This window comes from Streptomyces sp. NPDC003691, assembly GCF_053981115.1.
Window position 1 is genome coordinate 13003 of record NZ_JBSFNQ010000026.1, and the last position, 18981, is coordinate 31983.

The 18981-nt window shown below is 71.8% G+C and carries 21 protein-coding genes and 1 tRNA gene; 17 read left to right on the plus strand and 5 right to left on the minus strand.

Annotation, left to right across the window (positions count from 1 at the left end):
* Window positions 1–240: 240 nt before the first annotated feature.
* Both ACWDR0_RS15125 and ACWDR0_RS15130 read right to left on the minus strand, forming a co-directional pair.
* Complete coding sequence (locus tag ACWDR0_RS15125; RefSeq protein ID WP_456352123.1) at window positions 241–1482, minus strand: MFS transporter; 1242 nt, start codon at window positions 1480–1482, stop codon at window positions 241–243.
* An 11-nt stretch (window positions 1483–1493) separates the two neighbouring features.
* Window positions 1494–2108, minus strand: coding sequence for a helix-turn-helix domain-containing protein (locus tag ACWDR0_RS15130; RefSeq protein ID WP_456352124.1), 615 nt, complete (start codon window positions 2106–2108; stop codon window positions 1494–1496).
* A 380-nt stretch (window positions 2109–2488) separates the two neighbouring features.
* Between ACWDR0_RS15130 and ACWDR0_RS15135 the strand changes: the two genes are divergently transcribed.
* The 4 genes from ACWDR0_RS15135 to ACWDR0_RS15150 all read left to right on the plus strand — a co-directional run bounded on the left by ACWDR0_RS15135 (window position 2489) and on the right by ACWDR0_RS15150 (window position 6307).
* A complete protein-coding gene (locus ACWDR0_RS15135; RefSeq protein ID WP_456352125.1) occupies window positions 2489–3235 on the plus strand; it encodes an HNH endonuclease in 747 nt (248 codons plus the stop codon).
* Window positions 3236–3393: 158 nt separating this feature from the next.
* On the plus strand, window positions 3394–3672 hold the full coding sequence (locus ACWDR0_RS15140) for a hypothetical protein (protein ID WP_456352126.1): 279 nt from the start codon (window positions 3394–3396) through the stop codon (window positions 3670–3672).
* Window positions 3673–3851: 179 nt separating this feature from the next.
* Entirely contained in the window at window positions 3852–4451 is a 600-nt protein-coding gene (locus tag ACWDR0_RS15145; protein ID WP_456352127.1) for an HhH-GPD-type base excision DNA repair protein, read from the plus strand.
* 326 nt (window positions 4452–4777) lie between these two features.
* Complete coding sequence (locus ACWDR0_RS15150; protein ID WP_456352179.1) at window positions 4778–6307, plus strand: M28 family metallopeptidase; 1530 nt, start codon at window positions 4778–4780, stop codon at window positions 6305–6307.
* Between the two features lie 101 nt (window positions 6308–6408).
* On the opposite strand, the gene ACWDR0_RS15155 is transcribed toward ACWDR0_RS15150, so the two are convergent.
* Window positions 6409–8019, minus strand: coding sequence for a helicase HerA-like domain-containing protein (locus ACWDR0_RS15155; RefSeq protein ID WP_456352128.1), 1611 nt, complete (start codon window positions 8017–8019; stop codon window positions 6409–6411).
* A gap of 108 nt (window positions 8020–8127) precedes the next feature.
* Between ACWDR0_RS15155 and ACWDR0_RS15160 the strand changes: the two genes are divergently transcribed.
* Window positions 8128–8424: a type II toxin-antitoxin system VapB family antitoxin gene (locus tag ACWDR0_RS15160; RefSeq protein ID WP_003955420.1), complete on the plus strand. Its 297-nt coding sequence runs from the start codon at window positions 8128–8130 to the stop codon at window positions 8422–8424.
* A gap of 157 nt (window positions 8425–8581) precedes the next feature.
* Window positions 8582–9217, plus strand: coding sequence for a LytR C-terminal domain-containing protein (locus ACWDR0_RS15165; RefSeq protein ID WP_456352129.1), 636 nt, complete (start codon window positions 8582–8584; stop codon window positions 9215–9217).
* A 165-nt stretch (window positions 9218–9382) separates the two neighbouring features.
* Here the strand turns inward: ACWDR0_RS15165 and upp are convergent, their stop codons facing one another.
* Complete coding sequence (gene upp, locus ACWDR0_RS15170) at window positions 9383–10018, minus strand: uracil phosphoribosyltransferase (protein WP_456352130.1); 636 nt, start codon at window positions 10016–10018, stop codon at window positions 9383–9385.
* A gap of 48 nt (window positions 10019–10066) precedes the next feature.
* On the opposite strand from upp, the gene ACWDR0_RS15175 reads away from it, so the two are divergent.
* From ACWDR0_RS15175 to ACWDR0_RS15225, 11 genes are all read left to right on the plus strand, one after another.
* Window positions 10067–10378: a hypothetical protein gene (locus ACWDR0_RS15175; protein ID WP_456352131.1), complete on the plus strand. Its 312-nt coding sequence runs from the start codon at window positions 10067–10069 to the stop codon at window positions 10376–10378.
* A gap of 181 nt (window positions 10379–10559) precedes the next feature.
* Window positions 10560–11078 (plus strand): tRNA adenosine deaminase-associated protein, encoded by a 519-nt coding sequence (locus ACWDR0_RS15180; protein ID WP_456352132.1) that lies wholly within the window; start codon window positions 10560–10562, stop codon window positions 11076–11078.
* A gap of 134 nt (window positions 11079–11212) precedes the next feature.
* Window positions 11213–11641 (plus strand): tRNA adenosine(34) deaminase TadA, encoded by a 429-nt coding sequence (tadA, locus tag ACWDR0_RS15185; RefSeq protein ID WP_456352133.1) that lies wholly within the window; start codon window positions 11213–11215, stop codon window positions 11639–11641.
* Window positions 11642–11720: 79 nt separating this feature from the next.
* A tRNA-Ser gene (locus tag ACWDR0_RS15190) sits at window positions 11721–11805 on the plus strand.
* Between the two features lie 252 nt (window positions 11806–12057).
* Window positions 12058–13563 (plus strand): ATP-binding protein, encoded by a 1506-nt coding sequence (locus ACWDR0_RS15195; RefSeq protein WP_456352134.1) that lies wholly within the window; start codon window positions 12058–12060, stop codon window positions 13561–13563.
* Between the two features lie 236 nt (window positions 13564–13799).
* Window positions 13800–14108: a hypothetical protein gene (locus ACWDR0_RS15200; protein ID WP_456352135.1), complete on the plus strand. Its 309-nt coding sequence runs from the start codon at window positions 13800–13802 to the stop codon at window positions 14106–14108.
* Window positions 14109–14451: 343 nt separating this feature from the next.
* Window positions 14452–14616 (plus strand): hypothetical protein, encoded by a 165-nt coding sequence (locus ACWDR0_RS15205; RefSeq protein WP_456352136.1) that lies wholly within the window; start codon window positions 14452–14454, stop codon window positions 14614–14616.
* A 55-nt stretch (window positions 14617–14671) separates the two neighbouring features.
* Window positions 14672–14965, plus strand: a complete 294-nt coding sequence (locus ACWDR0_RS15210; RefSeq protein WP_456352137.1) for a Dabb family protein — start codon at window positions 14672–14674, stop codon at window positions 14963–14965.
* A 216-nt stretch (window positions 14966–15181) separates the two neighbouring features.
* A complete protein-coding gene (locus tag ACWDR0_RS15215; protein ID WP_456352138.1) occupies window positions 15182–16249 on the plus strand; it encodes an RNA polymerase sigma factor SigF in 1068 nt (355 codons plus the stop codon).
* Between the two features lie 235 nt (window positions 16250–16484).
* A complete protein-coding gene (locus ACWDR0_RS15220; RefSeq protein WP_456352139.1) occupies window positions 16485–17510 on the plus strand; it encodes an RNA polymerase sigma factor SigF in 1026 nt (341 codons plus the stop codon).
* Between the two features lie 575 nt (window positions 17511–18085).
* Window positions 18086–18424: a hypothetical protein gene (locus tag ACWDR0_RS15225; RefSeq protein ID WP_456352140.1), complete on the plus strand. Its 339-nt coding sequence runs from the start codon at window positions 18086–18088 to the stop codon at window positions 18422–18424.
* Window positions 18425–18628: 204 nt separating this feature from the next.
* Here ACWDR0_RS15225 and ACWDR0_RS15230 read toward each other — a convergent pair whose 3' ends face one another.
* Window positions 18629–18871, minus strand: a complete 243-nt coding sequence (locus tag ACWDR0_RS15230; RefSeq protein WP_456352141.1) for a hypothetical protein — start codon at window positions 18869–18871, stop codon at window positions 18629–18631.
* Window positions 18872–18981: the final 110 nt, after the last annotated feature.

The window sequence follows — 18981 nt, forward strand, 5'->3', positions numbered from 1 at the left end:
CTGACGGCCCGCGGTAGCGCGTGACCCGTCACGCGCCGAGCACCGCGCGATGCACCACGCGTCGCACGTCGCACGTCCAGGCGCCGTGCGCACACCGCCGTACCGGTGTGCGCACGGCGTACGGCGTACGTGCAGGAGTGCGCACGGCGTACCGTACGTGCAGGGGTGCCCCGATAAGAACGCTGTCACCAGCCGGAAGCGGCGGTGATCTGTTCGGACGCGTGAGCAGGTCCGGTCCCGTCACCGGCCCGCCGGCGATACGGGCCCGGGCGGGGAGAGTTCGGCGCGTCGTACCACTGGCACGGAAAAGCCGAGCGCTGCGGCAAGCAGGCAGATCGCACCGCACCCGATGAAGAACGCCTCCGCTCCCCACAGGGCCACCGTGATGCCGACGGCAGGGAAGAGCACGGGTGCAAGGCCCAGCGTGCAGAGAGTCGTGACCGAGGTGACCCGTCCGAGATAGCGGGGGTCCGTCTCCGTCTGGACGAACGCTCCGGTCACGGTCGTCGTGAACCCGCTGGTCAGTCCGATGGAGAAGCCGAGCGTGACGGCTATGGGCAGTGAGGGGGCGTGCCCCAGGGCGACCGCTCCCGCGGCGGTGACGAGCAGCGCGCCACACATCGCCGACCCGGCGCGCGGTATCCGGGTCGAGACGGTGAGCAGCAAGGCCGAAGCCGCGGCGCCGGCGCTGAATGCACTCGCGATCCACCCCATGCCCGAGGCGCCCCAGCCGCGTTCGTCGGCCAGGAGGACCAGGCCGGTCGCGACCGGGCCGCTGAAGCACATCTCGCTCAGTCCGATCATCGTGACCAGCGGGGCGAGCATCCGGTGGCGGCGGACGTATCGCAGACCGTCACGGAGTTCATGCCAGGCGGAGCCGCGCTGGGATACCTCCGTCAAAGGCGTGGTCCGCACGGTCAGCAGAGTGACGAGCGAGAGGGCGAAGAGAGCGGCAGCGGCTGTGAACGCACCGGCCGTACCGCCGATCACCAGCACGGCGCCCGCCAGGAGGGGGCCCACGGCATTGCTCAGCCGGATCGACAACCCGCGCATCCCCTGGACCCGGGCGAGCTGCTCAGGTGTCGTGATACGTGGCGGGAGCGCACCCACCGCCGGCATGAACACCGCGTCCACCGCGCCGAAGACCAACGCGACCGCGGCCAGCAGCCACACGCCCGGGGACGCCAGCACGACTGCCGCGGCGGCGACGAGGATCACCATGCAGCGAACCACGTCGCTGACGACAGCAACCCGGCGCGGCCCGAACCGGTCGGCCACCACACCGCCACCGAGCATGAGCACAGCACGGGGAAGAGCACCGGCAGCGACCACCAGGCCCACCTGCGACGGCCCGCCGGTGCGGGCGGCCGCCCAGGACAGGGCGAGGAAGTAGACGACGTCGCCGGTGACCGAGGCCGTGTACGCGGTAAGCCAGCGCAGAACGTTGACGTCCCGGTAGGCGGGCCGCGCGGACGCGGCCATGCCGTGCGCGTTCACGCTTCGCCGGCCAACGGCAGCACTGTGCCGGGCACCGGAAACGCCTGCACCTGCAGCGCTACTGGAGAGGACCCTTCAGGCGCCTCGCTCTCGTCCTGCCGATATCGCGAGACGACCTCGAAGATCTCGGCCCGCATCCGGTCCACGTCGCCCGGGGTCAGATACAGAAGGAAGTCGCCGTAGGCAGTGACATCGAGCCACTCCTGAGGAAGCAGCGGCACCTCGTGCGCGGCCCTGCGCAGACGATCCGCAGCGGCAAGGGCGACCGCGTGTGTGTATGCGCGTCCGGCCTCGCGCTGCTCCGCAGGCGCGGCCGCGGGATCGTGGATCGACTGGCGATGGGCAGACTTCCACCACCGCTCGCGACCGGTGCCGCGGTCCGGGTCCTCCACGATGAGCCCGCCCGAGGCGAGTCGACGCAGGTGATAGCTCGCCGCGCCGGGGTTGATGCCGAGTTCGCCGGAGACCCGGGTGGCAGTGGACGGACCACGCTCACGCAGCAGGGTGAGCACGTTCAAGCGCAACGGGTGAGCGAGCACGCGCAGGGAGGCGGTGTCGAGCTCGATGTCCCGTCCCGAGGAATCGGGGGCTGAAGCAGAGGAAGCGACCATGCGCAGAGCGTAGACCTACAACAGTTGTTTCAAAAGAGTTGTTGTGAAGCGTCCAAGTCCCGGCGCAGCCCCTTGCGTTCAGAAATCGACCGATTGATGAGCAAGGTCGGCAAGCGGCGGCGCGCGGCGGGATCAGCACCGGATCGTGTCCATGAAACGGGTCCTGTCACCGGACCGGCTCGGCCGCTCCGTCCAGGACCTCATGGCGATCGTGTCCGGCCTGCGCAAGCCCGGTATCGGCGTCGCACGGCGTACGTGTACGGGCCTCGGGTGTGCGTACGGGCGCCGCCGGCCCGCGGCGACGGGACTTTCCACCCGGACGGGTGGGTTGGGGCCCGGCGCCGCGGGCCGGACGCCCCGCGCCCCGCTATCAACGTGCCATGACCCCTCACCGGAAGAACCGCATCCGTGGCGCGGCCGCGGCGCTCGCGCTGGTACTCGCGCCGGCCCCGCTCTCCGCAGGTCCGGCCGGCGCCGCCCCCGCGGCCGGCGCGGCGCGCACCGCTCCCGCCGCTCCCGCCGCCGCCCCCCTGTCCTCGTACGAGATGTACCAGCTGGAGGACGCCATCTCGCTGCTCGTCGAGGCGGACGAGGACCGGACCGGCTACACCCCCGCCGCCTTCCCGCACTGGAACGCGGGGCGGGACCCGGAGGACCTCTGCGACACCCGGCGCGAAGTGCTGCTGGCCGAGGCACTGGAGGCGCCGGACATCTCCCCGGGCTGCACCCTGAGCGGGGGCAGGTGGCACTCGTACTACGACAACCAGTCCACCTCCTCGCTGCGGGACCTGGCGGTGGTCCACGCCGTACCGCTCCCCGAGGCCTGGGGTTCGGGCGCGCGGAACTGGACGGCCGAGCGGCGGGAGGCGTACGCCAACGACCAGGGGGCGACCGGCAGTCTGAACGTGGTGCTGGCCAGGACCGCCCGCGAGCGCGACAACCAGAACCTCAACCACTGGCATCCGCCGTCCGACGGCGCCCTCTGCCGCTACGCGAAGGACTGGGTGGCGACCAAACTCCGCTGGGGCCTGAACGTGGACAAGAACGAGAACGAGGCGCTGAAGGCGCTGGCGGACAACGATCCCTGCGAGTCCGTCTGGGTCATTTATCGCCCGGCGCCCGCCTGATCACTATCCGCCCCTCCTCAACCCTGAGCGCCCCCATTTTTCCTACCGCCGAACGAGTGAATTGTGTGCTCGCCTGCTAGTACGCCGTGACCTGGAGGGGCGTCCGGTGGATACACCCCACGAACGGACCGAGACGGGCGAACCGAGCCGGAGGCGAGATGACCAGGGCGACACGTCGTACAGGGCGGGAGGACCGGCAGGAGGACCGCGGCGGCCGGACCCGGCGGGCCCGGCTGCTGCTGACCGCGCTGGGCGCGACGGCGCTGGCGGGCACCGTCCCGGCCCAGCAGGCGGCCGCCGACGAGACCCGGACCGGGCACCAGCTGACGCTGGTCTCCATCGGTCAGATCGACGATCCGGCCGAGGACGTCCTGGAGAACGCGGTCATCCTCAAGAACGCGCAGCTCCTGCCGACCAACCACCACCACTACCACTGAGGACGCCGGGCGGACCCCGCCCGGCCACCAGGGACCACCGGGGCCCTGCCGTACACGGCGGCGGGGCCCCGGTGCCGTACCGCACCGCTCCCGCCCCGAGCCCAGCGGTCCGCAGCCCGCGGCCCCCGCCCCCGGCGCGCCGCTGGCGGCCCGCCGCCGCCCGGGTGACCATCGGAACCATGAGTCCCCGGAGCGACACCCCCGCCCCCGAGCTGCACCTCGCCCAGCAGACCGAGGCCGACGCGCTGCTGAGCCGCAGCCCGCTCGCCACCCTCGTCGGCATGCTGCTCGACCAGCAGGTCCCGATGGAGTGGGCCTTCTCCGGTCCGTACACCATCGCCGTCCGGATGGGCCGGGACGATCTCGACGCCGCCGAGATCGCCGCGTACGACCCCGAGGCCTTCGCCGCGCTGCTGAAGGAGAAACCGGCCGTACACCGTTATCCGGGCAGCATGGCCCAGCGCATCCAGACCCTCTGCCGGTATCTCGTCGAGGAGTACGGCGGCGATGTCACCGCCCTGTGGGAGGGCGTCGCGGACGGGGCCGCGCTGCTGGCCAGGCTGAAGGCGCTGCCCGGATTCGGCGAGCAGAAGGCGAAGATCTTCCTGGCCCTGCTGGGCAAGCAGCTCGGCGTCCGGCCCCGGGGCTGGCGCGAGGCGGCCGGGGACTACGGCGAGGCGGGCTCCTACCGTTCGGCGGCCGACATCACGGGGCCGGATTCGCTGGCGAAGGTGCGGGCGCACAAACAGGAAATGAAGCGGGCGGCAAAGGGGGCCTGAGCAGGCGAACGGGCCCTGCCCGGCGGGCCGGGGTGGAATTCCGGACAAAAACGTGGAGTGAGGCGACCCTTTCGACGGGACGATTCCGACGGAATGGGCGGACCCGACCGCCCGTTTCCGGGACTCACAGGCACCCACTCGGGCGAACTATCCCGGCCCGGACACAAGGAACAAGCCATTCCGGGAAAGGAGAAGTATGGCAATGCCGTGACATGGGAAGTGAGTTGGGGCACAGGCGTTCCCAGAGGCACCAACTCCCCGCTAGCTTCCCGTTCGACATGTTCATTACGGGAAGGAACTCTGTGAAGGCAACCCGTCGCAGAGCCGTGGCCACCCTGGCCGCCGCCGCACTCGCCACCCCGCTGCTGCTGGCCTCCGCGTCCCCCGCCTCGGCCGACCGCCACACCCCCGCGGAGCGGGACGCGGCGAACGCCGCAAAGCTGGCGGCCAAGCTGGTCAAGAAGTCGTCCGCGGACGATGCCTTCGACCACCTGGAGAAATTCCAGCAGATATCAGACACCACCGGTAACCGTGCCGCCGGAACCCTGGGATACGACGCCTCCGCGGCGTATGTGTTCAAGGAGTTGAAGAAGTACGGCTACAACGTGTCGTACCAGCCGTTCACGTTCCCCTACATCGAGACGCAGGCGGAGTCGCTCGCCGTCGTCTCGCCCACGCCCCGCTCCGTCGGGGTCGTGGCGATGGACTACACCAAGTCCACCCCGGTCGGCGGCCTCACCGCCGATATCGCCGCCGTCCCGGCCGACGCCACCACCGGCTGTGAGCCCGCGGACTACGCCTCGGGCACCTTCACCGGCAAGATCGCCCTGATCAAGCGCGGCGGCTGCACCTTCGCGCAGAAGCAGGCCACCGCCGCCGACGCCGGTGCCATCGGCGCCCTGATCTACAACAACATCGACGGCTCCATGGGCGGCACCCTGGGCGACCCCGCCGGGGTGAAGATCCCCACCGGCGGCATCGTGCTGACCGAGGGCGAGAAGCTCGTCGCCGAGCTGGCGAGCGGCCCGGTCCGCGTCACCATGGACGTGCGGCAGCTCCAGGAGACCCGTACCACCCGCAATGTGATCGCCGAGACCAAGCACGGCAACGCCGCCAACACGGTGGTGTTCGGTGCCCACCTCGACAGCGTCTCCGAGGGTGCCGGGATCAACGACAACGGCTCCGGCTCGGCCGGTCTGCTGGAGGTCGCCGAGCAGCTGGCGAAGGCCGAGAAGCGGCCCGCCAACAAGATCCGCTTCGCCTGGTGGGGCGCCGAGGAGAACGGCCTGCTCGGCTCCGAGGCGTATGTCGCGAGCCTGACCTCCCTCGGCAAGAAGGAGATCAAGGCGTACCTCAACTTCGACATGATCGCCTCGCCGAACTACGGCATCTTCCTCTACGACGGCGACAACTCCGACGGCGTCGGCGCGGGCCCCGGCCCCGAGGGCTCGGCCCAGCTGGAGCGCGACATGCAGAAGTTCCTCGACAAGCGGGGCACCCCGCACGAGGGCACCGACTTCTCCGGCCGCTCCGACTACGGCCCGTTCATCGAGATCGGCATCCCGGCCGGCGGCACCTTCACGGGCGCCGAGGTGAAGAAGACCGAGGCCCAGGCGGCCAAGTTCGGCGGTACCGCCGGAATCGCGTACGACCCGAACTACCACGGCGCCGGGGACAACCTCTCCAACGTCAGCATGAAGGCGTTCGGGATCAACATCGGCATCATCGCCAACGCGGTCGGCACCTACGCGCACGACATCAGCTCGATCTCCAAGCCGGTCACCCCGGCCGCCCCCGGCGGCGGCCAGTCCGGCAGCGGCGGACTGCGCGACGGCCACGAGGCCGTGACGGAGTAACACCTGCGGTGTCACGCCGGCGGTGTGACACCACGGAGCGACACCCCGGCCGGGTACGCCCGGCCCCGGCCCGCCGGGCAGTCCCGGCGGAGACGCGGAGTTCAGCGTCTCCGCCGGGAGGTGCCGAAGAGGGAGCGGGTGATCTCCCGCCCCAGCTGCGTCCCCACCGAGCGGGCCAGCGACTTGAAGGCGCCGCTCCCCATGACCTGCGCGACCAGCGACTCCTGCTCGCGCCGCGGAACGGGTTCCTCAGCGGCCCCGCGATCCGCCTCCGGCCCGCTGCCCGCCGCCTCCGGTCCGGACCCGGGCTCCGTCACCGCCCCCGTCCCGCCGTCCGCCGCCCCCGGCGCGGGCCGCCCGCTCAGCTTCTCGTACGCCGACTCCCGGTCGACCGCCCGGGCATACGTCCCGTACAGCGGCGACGCCGCCACCGCCGCGTCCAGCGCCGCCGGATCCACCGGGCCCATCAGCGACTCCGGCGCCCGCAGCCGGGTGACCGCCACCGGCGTCGGCGCCCCCGACTCCCCCAGCACGGTCACCACCGCCTCGCCCGTCCCCAGCCCGGTCAGCACTTCCGCCAGGTCGTACGGCGACTTCGGGAAGGTCCGGACCGTCGCCTTCAGCGCCGTGGCGTCCTCCGGGGTGAAAGCGCGCAGCGCGTGCTGCACCCGGTTCCCGAGCTGCGCCAGTACGTCCGCCGGTACGTCCTTCGGGGTCTGGGTGACGAAGAAGACGCCGACGCCCTTGGAGCGGATCAGCTTCACGGTCTGCGTGATCGCCTCCAGAAAGGCCTTCGACGCGTCGGTGAAGAGCAGATGTGCCTCGTCGAGGAAGAACACCAGCTTCGGCCGCTCCTGGTCGCCGACCTCCGGCAGCTCGTGGAAGAGGTCGGCCAGCAGCCACATCAGGAAGGTCGAGAAGAGCTGCGGCCGGTCCCGGACGGCCGCCAGCTCCAGTACGGAGACGACGCCCCGCCCGTCGGGCGCGGTCCGCAGCAGTTCGCCCGTTCCGAACGCGGGCCGCCCGAAGAAACCGGCCGCGCCCTGCTGCTCGAAGACGGTCACCGCCCGCAGGATCACCCCGGCGGTCGCCGCGGAGAGGCCGCCGACGGTCTTCAGCTCGGCCCGGCCCTCGTCCGAGAGGAGGAAGCCGACCACCGCCCGCAGGTCCTTGAGGTCGTCCAGCTCCAGGCCCTTGGCGTCGGCATAGTGGAAGACCAGGCCGAGGGACTGCTCCTGGGTCCGGTTGAGCCCGAGCACCTTGGCGAGCAGCACCGGCCCGAAGCCGGTGACCGTGGCCCGGACCGGAATGCCGGGGCCGACGCCGCCGAGTCCGTAGAACTCCACGGGGAAGCCCCGCGCCTGCCACTCCTGGCCGACCGCGGCGGCCCGGTCGCGGACCTTGTCGCCGGGCTCGCCCGGGGCGGAGATCCCCGAGACGTCCCCCTTGATGTCGGCGAGGAAGACCGGCACGCCGTTGGCCGAGAGCTGTTCCGCGATCAGCTGGAGGGTCTTCGTCTTGCCGGTGCCGGTGGCACCCGCGACCAGACCGTGCCGGTTGAGCGTCGCGAGCGGCAGCCGGACGGGCGCGTCCGGGCGCGGCACACCGTCCCAGAGCAGCGCGCCCAGTTCCAGCGCGGGGCCCGCCACGGCGTACCCCTCGGCGATGGCCCGTACGGGATCGGGGTCCGGCTCCGTACCGCTCACGGCCATCTCGCACCCCGATTTCCACGCCGGATTTCTGCTTTGTCAGCCTTCGCCCAGGATCGCACCGGCCCGCCATGGCTGCGCCCGGAGGGGCTTGACCGGTAGGCTTTCCGTGTGATCTTCAAGCGCATCGGAAACGGACGGCCTTACCCCGACCATGGCCGGGAATCCACCCGGCAGTGGGCGGACGTCGCCCCGCGCCCGGTCCGCCTGGACCAGCTCGTCACCACCAAGGGTCAGCTCGACCTGGAGACGCTGCTCGCCGAGGATTCGACGTTCTACGGCGACCTCTTCGCGCATGTCGTGAAGTGGCAGGGCGATCTCTATCTGGAGGACGGTCTGCACCGCGCGGTCCGCGCGGCGCTCCAGCAGCGCCAGGTGCTGCACGCGCGCGTCCTCGAACTGGGCTGACGCCCGCGCCGGGCCGCTCCGCTCCCGGTCGGAGCCTCTTGTACGGGGCCGATCGTGGTGGTTCCTTTGAGCCTTTCGGGCCCTTTCCGGGGCCGTACGGGCGCAACCCGTTGATCATCTTGTAGGCACGGCGTCCCGACCGCACTACGCTGCGCCCATGAGCATGCTGACTCCTCCCGGGATGGGGGGAAAGTACCGCATCACGGGCGACAAGTACCCCCGGATGCGCCGCCCCCCGTACCGCCGCAGGATCATCACGGCGGCCGTCGCCGCGGTGGTTACCCTCGGGCTCGCGGGCTGGGGGACGGTCCAGCTCATCGACGCCTTCGGCGGCGATTCCGGGAAGGAGACCGCGGCCGCCGGCAAACCCGGCTGCACTCCGGCGAAGAAGGGCGCGGCCAAGGCTCCGGCCCCCCGGCCGCCCGTCACCCTCAAACCGGCGCAGGTCACCGTCAACGTCTACAACGCCACCCCGCGCGGCGGTCTGGCCAAGGCGGCGGCCGAGGAACTGAAGGCCCGCGGCTTCACCATCGGCAAGGTCGGCAACGCCACCGCCGACTACGACAAGAAGGTCCCCGGCCCCGGCATCCTGCTGGGCGCGCCCGGCGCGCTGAAGGGTCCCTTCCCGGTCCTGGCCACCCAGCTCCCGGCCGCCCCGGCCAGGACGGACACCCGGACCACCGGCGATGTGGACCTGATCCTGGGCACGGCCTTCACGGCGCTCGCCCCGCGCCCGGCGGCCGACAAGGCGCTGACGGTCCTGGCGAACCCGGTCCGCCCGCCGGTCTGCTGAAGCCGGGTCACCAGGGGGCCGGTCGCCCGCCGGGGCCGGTCAGCCGTTTCCCCGGGGCCGGTCGCCCTCGGGGCGCGGTCCGCCTCGGGGGCCGGCCGGGCTCCGGGGCCCGCCACCGTGACCGGCGGCCGGCCCCGCCGGGCCACTCCTCTTACTCCGCTACTGCTACTCCGCCGAGCCGTACATCCGGTCGCCCGCGTCGCCCAGGCCCGGCACGATGTACCCGTTCTCGTTGAGCCGCTCGTCGACCGCGGCGGTGACGACCGTCACCGGGGCGCCCGCCAGCTCGCGCTCCATCACCTCGACGCCCTCCGGCGCCGCCAGCAGCACCACCGCGGTGACATCGTCCGCGCCCCGCTCGATCAGCTCGCGGATCGCCGCGACCAGCGTGCCGCCGGTGGCCAGCATCGGGTCGAGGACGTACACCTGGCGGCCGGACAGGTCCTCCGGCATCCGCGTGGCGTACGTCGACGCCTCCAGGGTCTCCTCGTTGCGGATCATCCCGAGGAAGCCCACCTCGGCGGTCGGCAGCAGCCGGACCATGCCGTCGAGCATGCCGAGACCGGCCCGGAGGATGGGCACCACCAGCGGCCGGGGGTGGGAGAGCTTGACCCCGGTCGTCGTGGTGACGGGGGTGTCGATGTCGACCTGCTCCGTCCGCACGTCACGCGTCGCCTCGTAGGCGAGCAGGGTGACCAGCTCGTCGGCGAGCCGCCGGAAGGTGGGGGAGTCGGTGCGCCTGTCGCGCAGCGTGGTGAGCTTGTGCGCCACCAGGGGGTGGTCGACAACGTGGATCCGCATGCCTTCCACAGTAGCCCGGCTCGCATCAATCGAGGTGAGCGAGGGAAGGTGGAGCCATACGCAGACCCATTGGTGGTGAGGCCCGTGCCGGAGCCAGGTCGCGAAGGACGCGCGACACCGTGTGAGAAGCACGACACGAGAAAAGAGGTGAACGAGCCCGGCGCGCCGTGGGAAGGCCGGGAGGAGAGTGCCGGAGGCTGCCCCGAGGACAGCGAATCGGAAGACGCCCGCCGTCGCCGCCGCGCCGCTTTCCTGCGGGAGCTGAACGAGGCGAAAGCCTTGCGGGACCGGGTCCAGCCCCGTCGGGCCCGGGCCGCCCGGATGCGCCAGCAGATGCGGATGCGGACCTTCCGCTGGTGAGCCCGTCCCGCTGGGCCGGACGGTCGCCGGGTAACTCCGATGCCGCGCGCAAAAAGAACTGGTGGCCGACGCAACGACGGAAGACCTCTCGCCGGGCCCGGGTTTCTGCCACGATTCCGATGGGGCGGGGCACCAAGCCGCGCCACCGGTCGTCACACCTCCGAACAGTGGGAGAGTCACGGTGTACTTCGCCGCACTGCTCGCGCGCACTCAAGACGGGTGGGAAGCGAGCGACACAGAGCTCGACGATGTGGAGACCCTGTCCGACCTGGCCGATCTTGCCCGTGAGGCCACCATCGACGACGAGACGGTGATCGTCTTCATCGAGCAGGAAGGCGCCTGGTTCGGCCTCGTGCGCGTCGACGGCGAGGACGACCCCCGGGTCTATGTCTCGAACGCGGCCGCGGCCGCCCGCTCCTCGTACGGGGAGATCCTGACCAAGGAGGTGCTCGGCGCCGGCGACGACGCGGACGAGGACCTCGACGCCCTCGACCTGGACGGCACCGAGGAGGGCGAGCCCGAGTCCGCGGACGACGGCGAGTCCGGCGACGGTGCGACCCCGTCCGGCCCGGTCGGCGACGGCCGGCTGCTGGAGGACTTCGGCGTGCCCGAGCGCGAACTGCTGGGCCTGGAGTCGGACGCCCTCAACGAGATCGCGGAGGCGCTCGGCGCCGGTGAGGTGCTGGAGGGCGTCCGTTAGTGGCGGCTCCGGCAGAGCGGGAGCCCGTACACGATCGGGTACGGGCTCCGTTGCACGACCCGGTACGTGATCCCGTACGCGATCCGGCGCACGAACCGCCGCACGATCCGGTGCGGGCCCCCTGGGAGGCGCCGATGCGTCTCGCCCTCGACGAGGCCGCGCGCGCCGCGCTCTCGGGCGATGTCCCGGTCGGCGCGCTGGTCCTGGACGCCGACGGCCGCACCCTGGCCACCGGCCACAACGAGCGCGAACTGACCGGCGACCCCACCGCCCATGCCGAGGTGCTGGCGATCCGCCGCGCCGCCGAGGGCCGCCCGGGCTGGCGGCTGACCGGCTGCACCCTGGTGGTGACGCTGGAGCCGTGCACGATGTGCGCGGGGGCGATCACCCAGTCCCGGCTGGACCGGGTGGTGTACGGCGCCCGCGACGAGAAGGCGGGCGCGGCGGGCTCCCTCTGGGACGTCGTACGCGACCGCCGGCTCAACCACCGCCCCGAGGTGATCACGGGCGTCCTGGAGGACGAGTGCGCGGCGCTCCTGACGGAGTTCTTCCGCACCCGCTGACCCCCGCCGACGGGTGCCCGCGCCCCCTTCCCGGGAATCGATTTCGGCGCAGGGCACACCTTGGGCTAAGCTCTCTCCCGGTAGCGTGTCCGAGCGGCCGAAGGAGCTCGCCTCGAAAGCGAGTGTGGCGCAAGTCACCGAGGGTTCAAATCCCTCCGCTACCGCTTCTCACACCCCCTGATCTGCGGAAACGCAGGCCAGGGGGTGTTTTGCGTTGTGACGCGCCGGCGCACCGACCATCCACCCCTCTGTCTTCCCTGGCAGGCCCTGGGCGCTCGGACCGATGCCTGTCCGGTCGCCCCGCGTCAGGCGATCCTCTTGCACCGGCTCGGGGCAGGCTCGAAGAATCCAGTGCGACGGATTCCGTCTAAGTAGACTTAGACGGAATCCGTCGCAGTCAATGTGCTGGAGGCCCAGTGAAGAGCGTCTTGCTGACCAAACCGGATGATGTGGTGGACCGGAGCCGGGAGTGGGGTCTTCTCACAGAGTTCCTCACTGATCCGGATCCCGCGATGCGGCTCGGCATCATGTCCGGGAGGCGACGGCATGGAAAGTCATACCTGCTTCAGGCCCTGTCCGAGCAGGTCGGCGGTCTCTATGTGACGGCGGTCCGGGAAGAGGGGAGACTGCCCGCGATCCAGCGGTTCAGTGACGCGGTCGCCACCCACGCCGGCCTGCGGCCGGGCAGCCTGCACCTGACGGACTGGCATGACGTGCTCTCCAATGCCCTCGATGTGACAGCCCGCTCGCCGCATCCTCTCCTGGTGATCGACGAGCTGCCGTATCTGCTCCAGCACTCACCCGAGATCCCAGGGCTGCTCCAGCAGCTCTACGACGAGCGTCAGCGCGGCGCCCGGCCCGGGACCGGACCGGGCCCGCGCCTGATCCTGTGCGGTTCCGCGATGAGCGTCATGCACGAGCTGCTCTCGGGTACGAAACCGCTGCGCGGCCGGGCCGTCGTCGACCTGCGGCTCGGCCCCTTCGACTACCGGGCCAGCCGGGACTTCTGGCAGATCGAGGACCCGCTGACCGCGCTGAAGGTGCACGCGGTCCTCGGCGGGGCGCCCGGCTACCGGCCGGTGGCCGCCCGCCCGCACCCCGACGACGGGTTCGGCGCCTGGCTTGCGCGGACACTCCTCGACCCGGGCCGGGCGGTGTACTCACGCGCCGAGACCGAGTACCTGCTGCGCGAGGATCCGAGGATCACCCAGCACACGCTCTACTACGACATCCTCACCGCGATCGCGAACGGGGCCACCACCCCCAGCAGGATCGGTGCGGCTCTGGAGCGCCCGCGCAATGCCGTCGCACACCCGCTGGGTGTACTGGAGTCCACCGGGTACATCCAGCGGGAACAGGACGTCCTCCGCGCCCGGCACCCGGTCATCACCCTCGCCGACCCGGTCATCCGCTTCAATCAACTGATCACCCTGCCGCAGGCAGCCGCCGTGGAACAGGGCTTCGCCGAGCAGGTGTGGCAGCAGGCCGCTCCGACCTTCAACTCCAAAATCCTCGGCCCGCACTTCGAGGACCTGGCCCGCGACTTCACCCGCCGTTACGCCCATACCCTGCTGCCCGACGGGCTGACCGGCCCGGTGGGCACGACCGAGGTCGCCGACCAGGCCGCCCGGACGAAGCACGAGGTCGACGTCATCGCCCTGGCCGCCGGCGAGCGCCCACAGACGCCCCGGGCGAGGATCGCCCTCCTCGGCGAGGCCAAGGCGACCGCCGCCCGCCGGGGAACCGGCGATCTCCAGCGCCTGGAACACATCCGGGCGCTCCTCGCCGAACAGGGGTACGACGTCGACGGCGCCACTCTGGCTCTGTACTCCCTGCACGGCTTCTACCCCGACCTGTCCCAGCTCGCCGCCCGGCGTGACGACGTCCTCCTCGTCGATCTGCCCGCTCTCTACGGAGGGTGAAGCACAGCACGCCTCTGCGGCAGTGATCCAGCGGGCCGCTGAAGCCGGGCGGAGCCGGAAACGTGGAGCAGGGGGTGCTGTGCCGGAGGCCGGTGCCGGTAGGCCGTCAAAGCGGACCGGAAGCCGTCCGGCGGCGATACGCTGGCCCGAGAAACGCCGCACGGAGCGGGCCGGCGGCCCGACGAGGAGCGTGTTCCATGACGCCTGCCGCCCTGGGCGGACCGTGCCCTCCGCCCATGCCCGAGCGAACACCCAAAGCGCTGCGCGAAGCCATCTCCCAGCACGCCCCGCAACTGCTCGCCGATTTCGACGCCCACTGGAAGCGAGCCGTCGCCGACGCGTACGACATCGCACCCGTTCCCGCGTTCATGGCCCGCTGGTGGGGCGAGTACGCCATTGCGCGCGATCCGCTTCTGGAAGAGCGGGTGCACCGCTTGGAGGACGAGGCACGGGACGCCACCGATGCCGACCGGGCCAAGGCCCTGCTGGAAGAAGCCGGGCACATCCGCCGTACGGCGCGTCGGACGGAGATCTTCCGGCACTGAGCCGGGGTGCGGGCGGTACGGGTACAGGCCGCCCGGCGGGAAGGTCGGGGGAAGCGGCATCGGGGGAGAGCCGCTCCCCCCGGCGGGGACCGGAGCGCCCTGTGTGCCGGGGCCGCGCGCCGCGATCGGGGGGAAGCAGCGGCGCGGGCGCCCGCAGTGCGGACCGGTCGCGCTCCCGTGCGGATTCCTGCCAGATCCGTACGGGTCCCCGCCATCCTCCACCCCACAGGGCCCGGATCCGGTCGGCAAAGGGCCCGCATCGCAGGGCCCTTGGTCCATAAATGCTCGGTTAGACTTCCGCGACCGTGTACGGGAACGGTCCGGGTCCGGGGAGGCGGAGCGAATGGCGCAGGTACAGAAGATCGCGTTCTATCTCGTCATCGTATTCGTGCTGTACACGATCATTACCGACCCGGAGAAGGCCGCGGACCTGGTCCAGATAGGCTTCGAGGCCATATCGGACTCGGCCCAGGCCGTCGGCGACTTCATGACCGAGCTGGTCAACTGAGCCGGCGGCGGACCGGCCGACCGCCACCACCGAGCACGACCGAGGAGCCGTCGCCGTGATCCGTCATCTGGTGCTGTTCAAGCTGAACGAGGGCGTCGAGCGGACCGAGCCGCGGGTCGAAGCCGGGGCGGCGGCCTTCGAGGCGCTGGACGGGCAGGTGCCGGAGATCGCGCAGTGGGAGTGCGCCTGGAACTTCTCGGACCGCCCGATCGCGTACGACTACGCCATCAACTGCGCCGTGGCCGACCGGGATGCGCTCCAGCGGTATCTGGAGCACCCGGCGCACCAGGCCGCCGCGGCCCAGTGGCGCGAGTTCGCCACCTGGGTGATCGCCGACTACGAGATCTGAGCCGCGGCCCGGCCCCCGCCGGTCCCGGCGCGTCCCCCGGCCGGTCGCTCCACCGCCCCTTGCCTCCGAGGCAAGGGGCTTTTTGAGGTTTGAGCCCCAACTTGCCTTCAACACGGCTTTATCAGGTGCTTGCACACAGTGGACATGTCTTGTGATGCTATGACCGCTTTTGACGGATGAGTTGACCGTAGTTGACCGCGAAGGGGTGGCGTCATCGTGCCGGCCAGTACCGCGCCTCGTCAGGCGCCGCCCCAGCCCCCGTCCGCGGCCCCTCCCCCGGCCCCGGCCCCTTCCGCGCCACCCTCCCCCGCCGCCCCTCCGGCAGCCCTCCCGTCGGGGCCCGCGCGGGGCGCGGGGAGCGGCCCGGCGGCCGCACCGGCGGCCCGGAGCGCCCCGGCCGGGGAAGCCACCGGCACGAGCGGTGCGGACGACACCCCGGAGGACCGCGCCCCGGACGGCGCCCCGGAGGACCGCACCCCGGACGGCGGCAACGGCACCGGCGCCGCCACCTCCGGGAGCAGTCGGGGCGCCGACACCCGCGCCCTCACCCAGGTGCTCTTCGGCGAGCTGAAGGCCCTCCTCCCCGGGACCCCCGAGCACGCCCGCGTCCGGGGTGCGCTCATCGAGGCGAACCTGCCGCTCGTGCGGTACGCGGCGGCCCGCTTCCGGAGCCGTAACGAACCGATGGAGGACGTCGTCCAGGTCGGCACCATCGGACTGATCAACGCGATCGACCGGTTCGACCCGGACCGGGGGGTGCAGTTCCCCACCTTCGCCATGCCGACCGTCGTCGGCGAGATCAAACGATACTTCCGGGACAACGTCCGCACGGTGCACGTCCCCCGGCGGCTGCACGAGCTGTGGGTGCAGGTCAACGGTGCCACCGAGGACCTGACCACCGCCCACGGCCGTACCCCCACCACCGCCGAGATCGCCGAACGGCTGAAGATCGGCGAGGACGAGGTGCTGGCCTGTATCGAGGCGGGCCGCTCGTACCACGCGACCTCCCTGGAGGCCGCCCAGGAGGGCGACGGACTCCCCGGGCTGCTGGACCGGCTCGGGTACGAGGACCCGGCGCTGACGGGTGTCGAGCACCGCGATCTCGTCCGGCATCTGCTGGTGCAGCTGCCCGAGCGGGAGCAGCGGATCCTGATGCTCCGTTATTACAGCAATCTGACGCAGTCCCAGATCAGCCAGGAGCTGGGAGTCTCGCAGATGCACGTGTCAAGACTCCTCGCCCGGAGCTTCGCCCGATTGCGATCCGCAAACAGGATCGAGAGCTAGCCGGAACGGGTAGAGACCGTACGGAAGTCACCCCGCGGATCACCGTCCGCGCACCCCCTGCTTCCTGCGCCGATTCGTTTCTTACTTGTCGACTTGTCACTTCAGCGCGTTGCCGACATGTGACATTCTGCGGGAGACGCGTTTGCCGCAGCCTTCCCGCCGGTATCTCAGGGGCAGGCTGCGTTCCTCCGTTGGTCGCGGCCGCCGCGACCGACCGCGACCTCAAGGGGGTGGCATGTCCGCAGAACAGGGCAGCTCGAAGGTGCTCACGCTCACGCCCGCGTCCACGTCGGAAGCGACCACGGCGCCGATGCCGGTGGCGCTCACGGACCTCGCCGGACTGACGCAACTGGCGGCACCGGCCCCGGACACGCCCGCCGGCTCCGCCCCCGAGGCGGCCGCCGAGTTCGGCGCCACGGCCCCCGAGGCGGCGGACACCGCCCCCGCCGACGCACCGGAGAGCACCACCGGTACGACCGGCTCGGACGCCATCGACACCCGTACGCTGTCCCGCTCCCTGTTCCTGCGGCTGCGCGCCCTCGACAACCAGGGCACCGGTGAGAGCCCCGAACGGACCTACGTCCGGGACACCCTCATCGAGCTGAACCTCCCCCTCGTCCGGTACGCGGCGGCCCGCTTCCGCAGCCGTAACGAACCGATGGAGGACATCGTCCAGGTCGGCACCATCGGGCTGATCAAGGCGATCGACCGTTTCGACTGCGAACGCGGTGTGGAGTTCCCGACGTTCGCGATGCCGACCGTCGTCGGCGAGATCAAGCGCTTCTTCCGCGACACCTCGTGGTCGGTCCGGGTGCCCCGGCGGCTCCAGGAGCTGCGGCTGGCGCTGACCAAGGCGAGCGACGAGCTGTCCCAGCGGCTGGACCGCTCCCCGACCGTCCCCGAACTGGCCGCGGTGCTCGGGGTGTCGGAGGAGGAGGTCGTCGACGGCCTCGCCGTGGGCAACGCCTACACCGCGTCCTCGCTGGACTCGCCGTCCCCCGAGGACGACGGCGGCGAGGGCTCGCTCGCCGACCGCCTGGGCTACGAGGACTCGGCGCTGGAGGGCGTGGAGTACCGGGAGTCGCTGAAGCCGCTGCTGGCCAAACTACCGCCCCGCGAGCGGCAGATCATCATGCTGCGCTTCTTCGCCAATATGACGCAGTCGCAGATCGGCGAGGAGGTCGGGATCTCGCAGATGCACGTCTCCCGGCTGCTGACCCGTACGCTCGCCCAGCTGCGGCAGGGCCTGACGGCCGACTGACCGCGGCCGCGCACCCTCATCCGGAGCCGTCGGGTCCCGGCCGTCCGTGCCGGGCCCGGTCCCGCGGGGTTCCTTATTGACGGTGCGTCAGACACACTGGCGCGATGCGACGACGAGGCCGGCGTGCAGTCCTCGCGGCGACGGCGCTCTGTCTGGGCGGGGCGCTCACCGCGTGCGGAAGCGGAGACGGTGGCGGTGGCGGTTACGCGGCGGTCGGTCCCGTCGGACCGGACGGCGCGTCCGGCACCGCGAAGGGCGTGGTCCCACCGAAGGGCCGAGTGAGTCTCGCCCCGCTGGAACCGCCGGTTCCGTCCGGCGCCGCCCGGTCCGCGGCCCCTCCGTCGCCGCCCTCCGGCGGCGGACCGGTCGCCCCCGGGCCGGGAGCTTCGTCCGCGCCGTCGTCTCCGGGGCCGGGTTCCGTGTCCGGCGGTACGAGCGGCGGTTCGGATGGCGGTACGGGTGGCGGTACGGCTCCGGTCACCGGCGCCCCGACCACACCCGAGGGCCCGGGCTCCGGCGCTCCGGAACCCCCGGCGTCCCGCCCGCCGGGCACACCGCCCGCCGGAGAACCGCCCGTGAAGCCACCCGGCGCGAAGCCGCCCGGGGGCCCGGCGGTGATCACGGTCGGCGCCCCGGTCCGGGCGCCCCTGGACCGCCGGTGGTGCGAGAAGGTGACGGTCGAGCTCCGGAACACCGGCGGCAGGGCCGCGGTCTCGGGCACGGTCACCTTCGGTACGCACGTCATCGGCGCGCTCGGTGTCGACTGGGCGACCGTCAGCACCCGCCATGCCCTTCCGGCGCCGATCGCGGCGGGCGCGGTCAGGGCGGAGACGTACACGGTGTGCGTGGAGGCGTGGCGGGTGCCGCTCGGGATGCGGATCGAGACACGGGACGTCCGGGCCGACTGGGCATAGGCCCGCGAGCGCCCGGGCCCGCGGACGCCTTGCCGCTCGGACGGCCGGGCGACCGGAGGCCCCGCCCCTCAGGCGCCCGGCCCCGCGGCCCCGCGGCCCCGCAAACGATCGGCCTATCGGACGCTCAGGCGCTCAGGCGCTCAGGCGCTCAGGCGCTCAGGCGCTCAGGCGCTCAGGCGCTCAGGCGCTCAGGCGCTCAGGCGCTCAGGCGAGAGCGAGCCAGACGACGCCGCCGAGGACAAGGAGGCCGATCACCACACCGGCGATCAGCCCGACCGGCGGCCCGGAGCGTTCGGCCCGGGCGGACCGGCGGCCACCGCCGCTGCCGCCGCCGCTGCCGCCGGGCGCCTCCTCGTCCACGAAGGCGCGGAACATCTGGGTGCTGCCCGCGGGGTCGTGCCCGCCCTCGGGGCCCTGGCCGTGGGGAACTTGGGGGTTGTGTGCCATGGACCCCGACCCTAGCGAACGGTTTCGAACACCCCAAGCCCCGCCCCGGCGGCCGGCCCCTCGCCCGGCCCTCACCCGGGCGATCCTTGAGCGTCCCTTTACTCCCGCAT

What these genes read in the sequence shown, in the direction of transcription:
- ACWDR0_RS15125 (WP_456352123.1), bottom strand. Translation starts at nt 1,482, where the DNA reads ATGGCCGCGTCCGCGCGGCCCGCCTACCGGGACGTCAACGTTCTGCGC.
- ACWDR0_RS15130 (WP_456352124.1), bottom strand. Translation starts at nt 2,108, where the DNA reads ATGGTCGCTTCCTCTGCTTCAGCCCCCGATTCCTCGGGACGGGACATC.
- ACWDR0_RS15135 (WP_456352125.1), top strand. Translation starts at nt 2,489, where the DNA reads ATGACCCCTCACCGGAAGAACCGCATCCGTGGCGCGGCCGCGGCGCTC.
- ACWDR0_RS15140 (WP_456352126.1), top strand. Translation starts at nt 3,394, where the DNA reads ATGACCAGGGCGACACGTCGTACAGGGCGGGAGGACCGGCAGGAGGAC.
- ACWDR0_RS15145 (WP_456352127.1), top strand. Translation starts at nt 3,852, where the DNA reads ATGAGTCCCCGGAGCGACACCCCCGCCCCCGAGCTGCACCTCGCCCAG.
- ACWDR0_RS15155 (WP_456352128.1), bottom strand. Translation starts at nt 8,019, where the DNA reads ATGGCCGTGAGCGGTACGGAGCCGGACCCCGATCCCGTACGGGCCATC.
- ACWDR0_RS15165 (WP_456352129.1), top strand. Translation starts at nt 8,582, where the DNA reads ATGAGCATGCTGACTCCTCCCGGGATGGGGGGAAAGTACCGCATCACG.
- upp (WP_456352130.1), bottom strand. Translation starts at nt 10,018, where the DNA reads ATGCGGATCCACGTTGTCGACCACCCCCTGGTGGCGCACAAGCTCACC.
- tadA (WP_456352133.1), top strand. Translation starts at nt 11,213, where the DNA reads ATGCGTCTCGCCCTCGACGAGGCCGCGCGCGCCGCGCTCTCGGGCGAT.
- ACWDR0_RS15200 (WP_456352135.1), top strand. Translation starts at nt 13,800, where the DNA reads ATGCCCGAGCGAACACCCAAAGCGCTGCGCGAAGCCATCTCCCAGCAC.
- ACWDR0_RS15205 (WP_456352136.1), top strand. Translation starts at nt 14,452, where the DNA reads ATGGCGCAGGTACAGAAGATCGCGTTCTATCTCGTCATCGTATTCGTG.
- ACWDR0_RS15220 (WP_456352139.1), top strand. Translation starts at nt 16,485, where the DNA reads ATGTCCGCAGAACAGGGCAGCTCGAAGGTGCTCACGCTCACGCCCGCG.
- ACWDR0_RS15230 (WP_456352141.1), bottom strand. Translation starts at nt 18,871, where the DNA reads ATGGCACACAACCCCCAAGTTCCCCACGGCCAGGGCCCCGAGGGCGGG.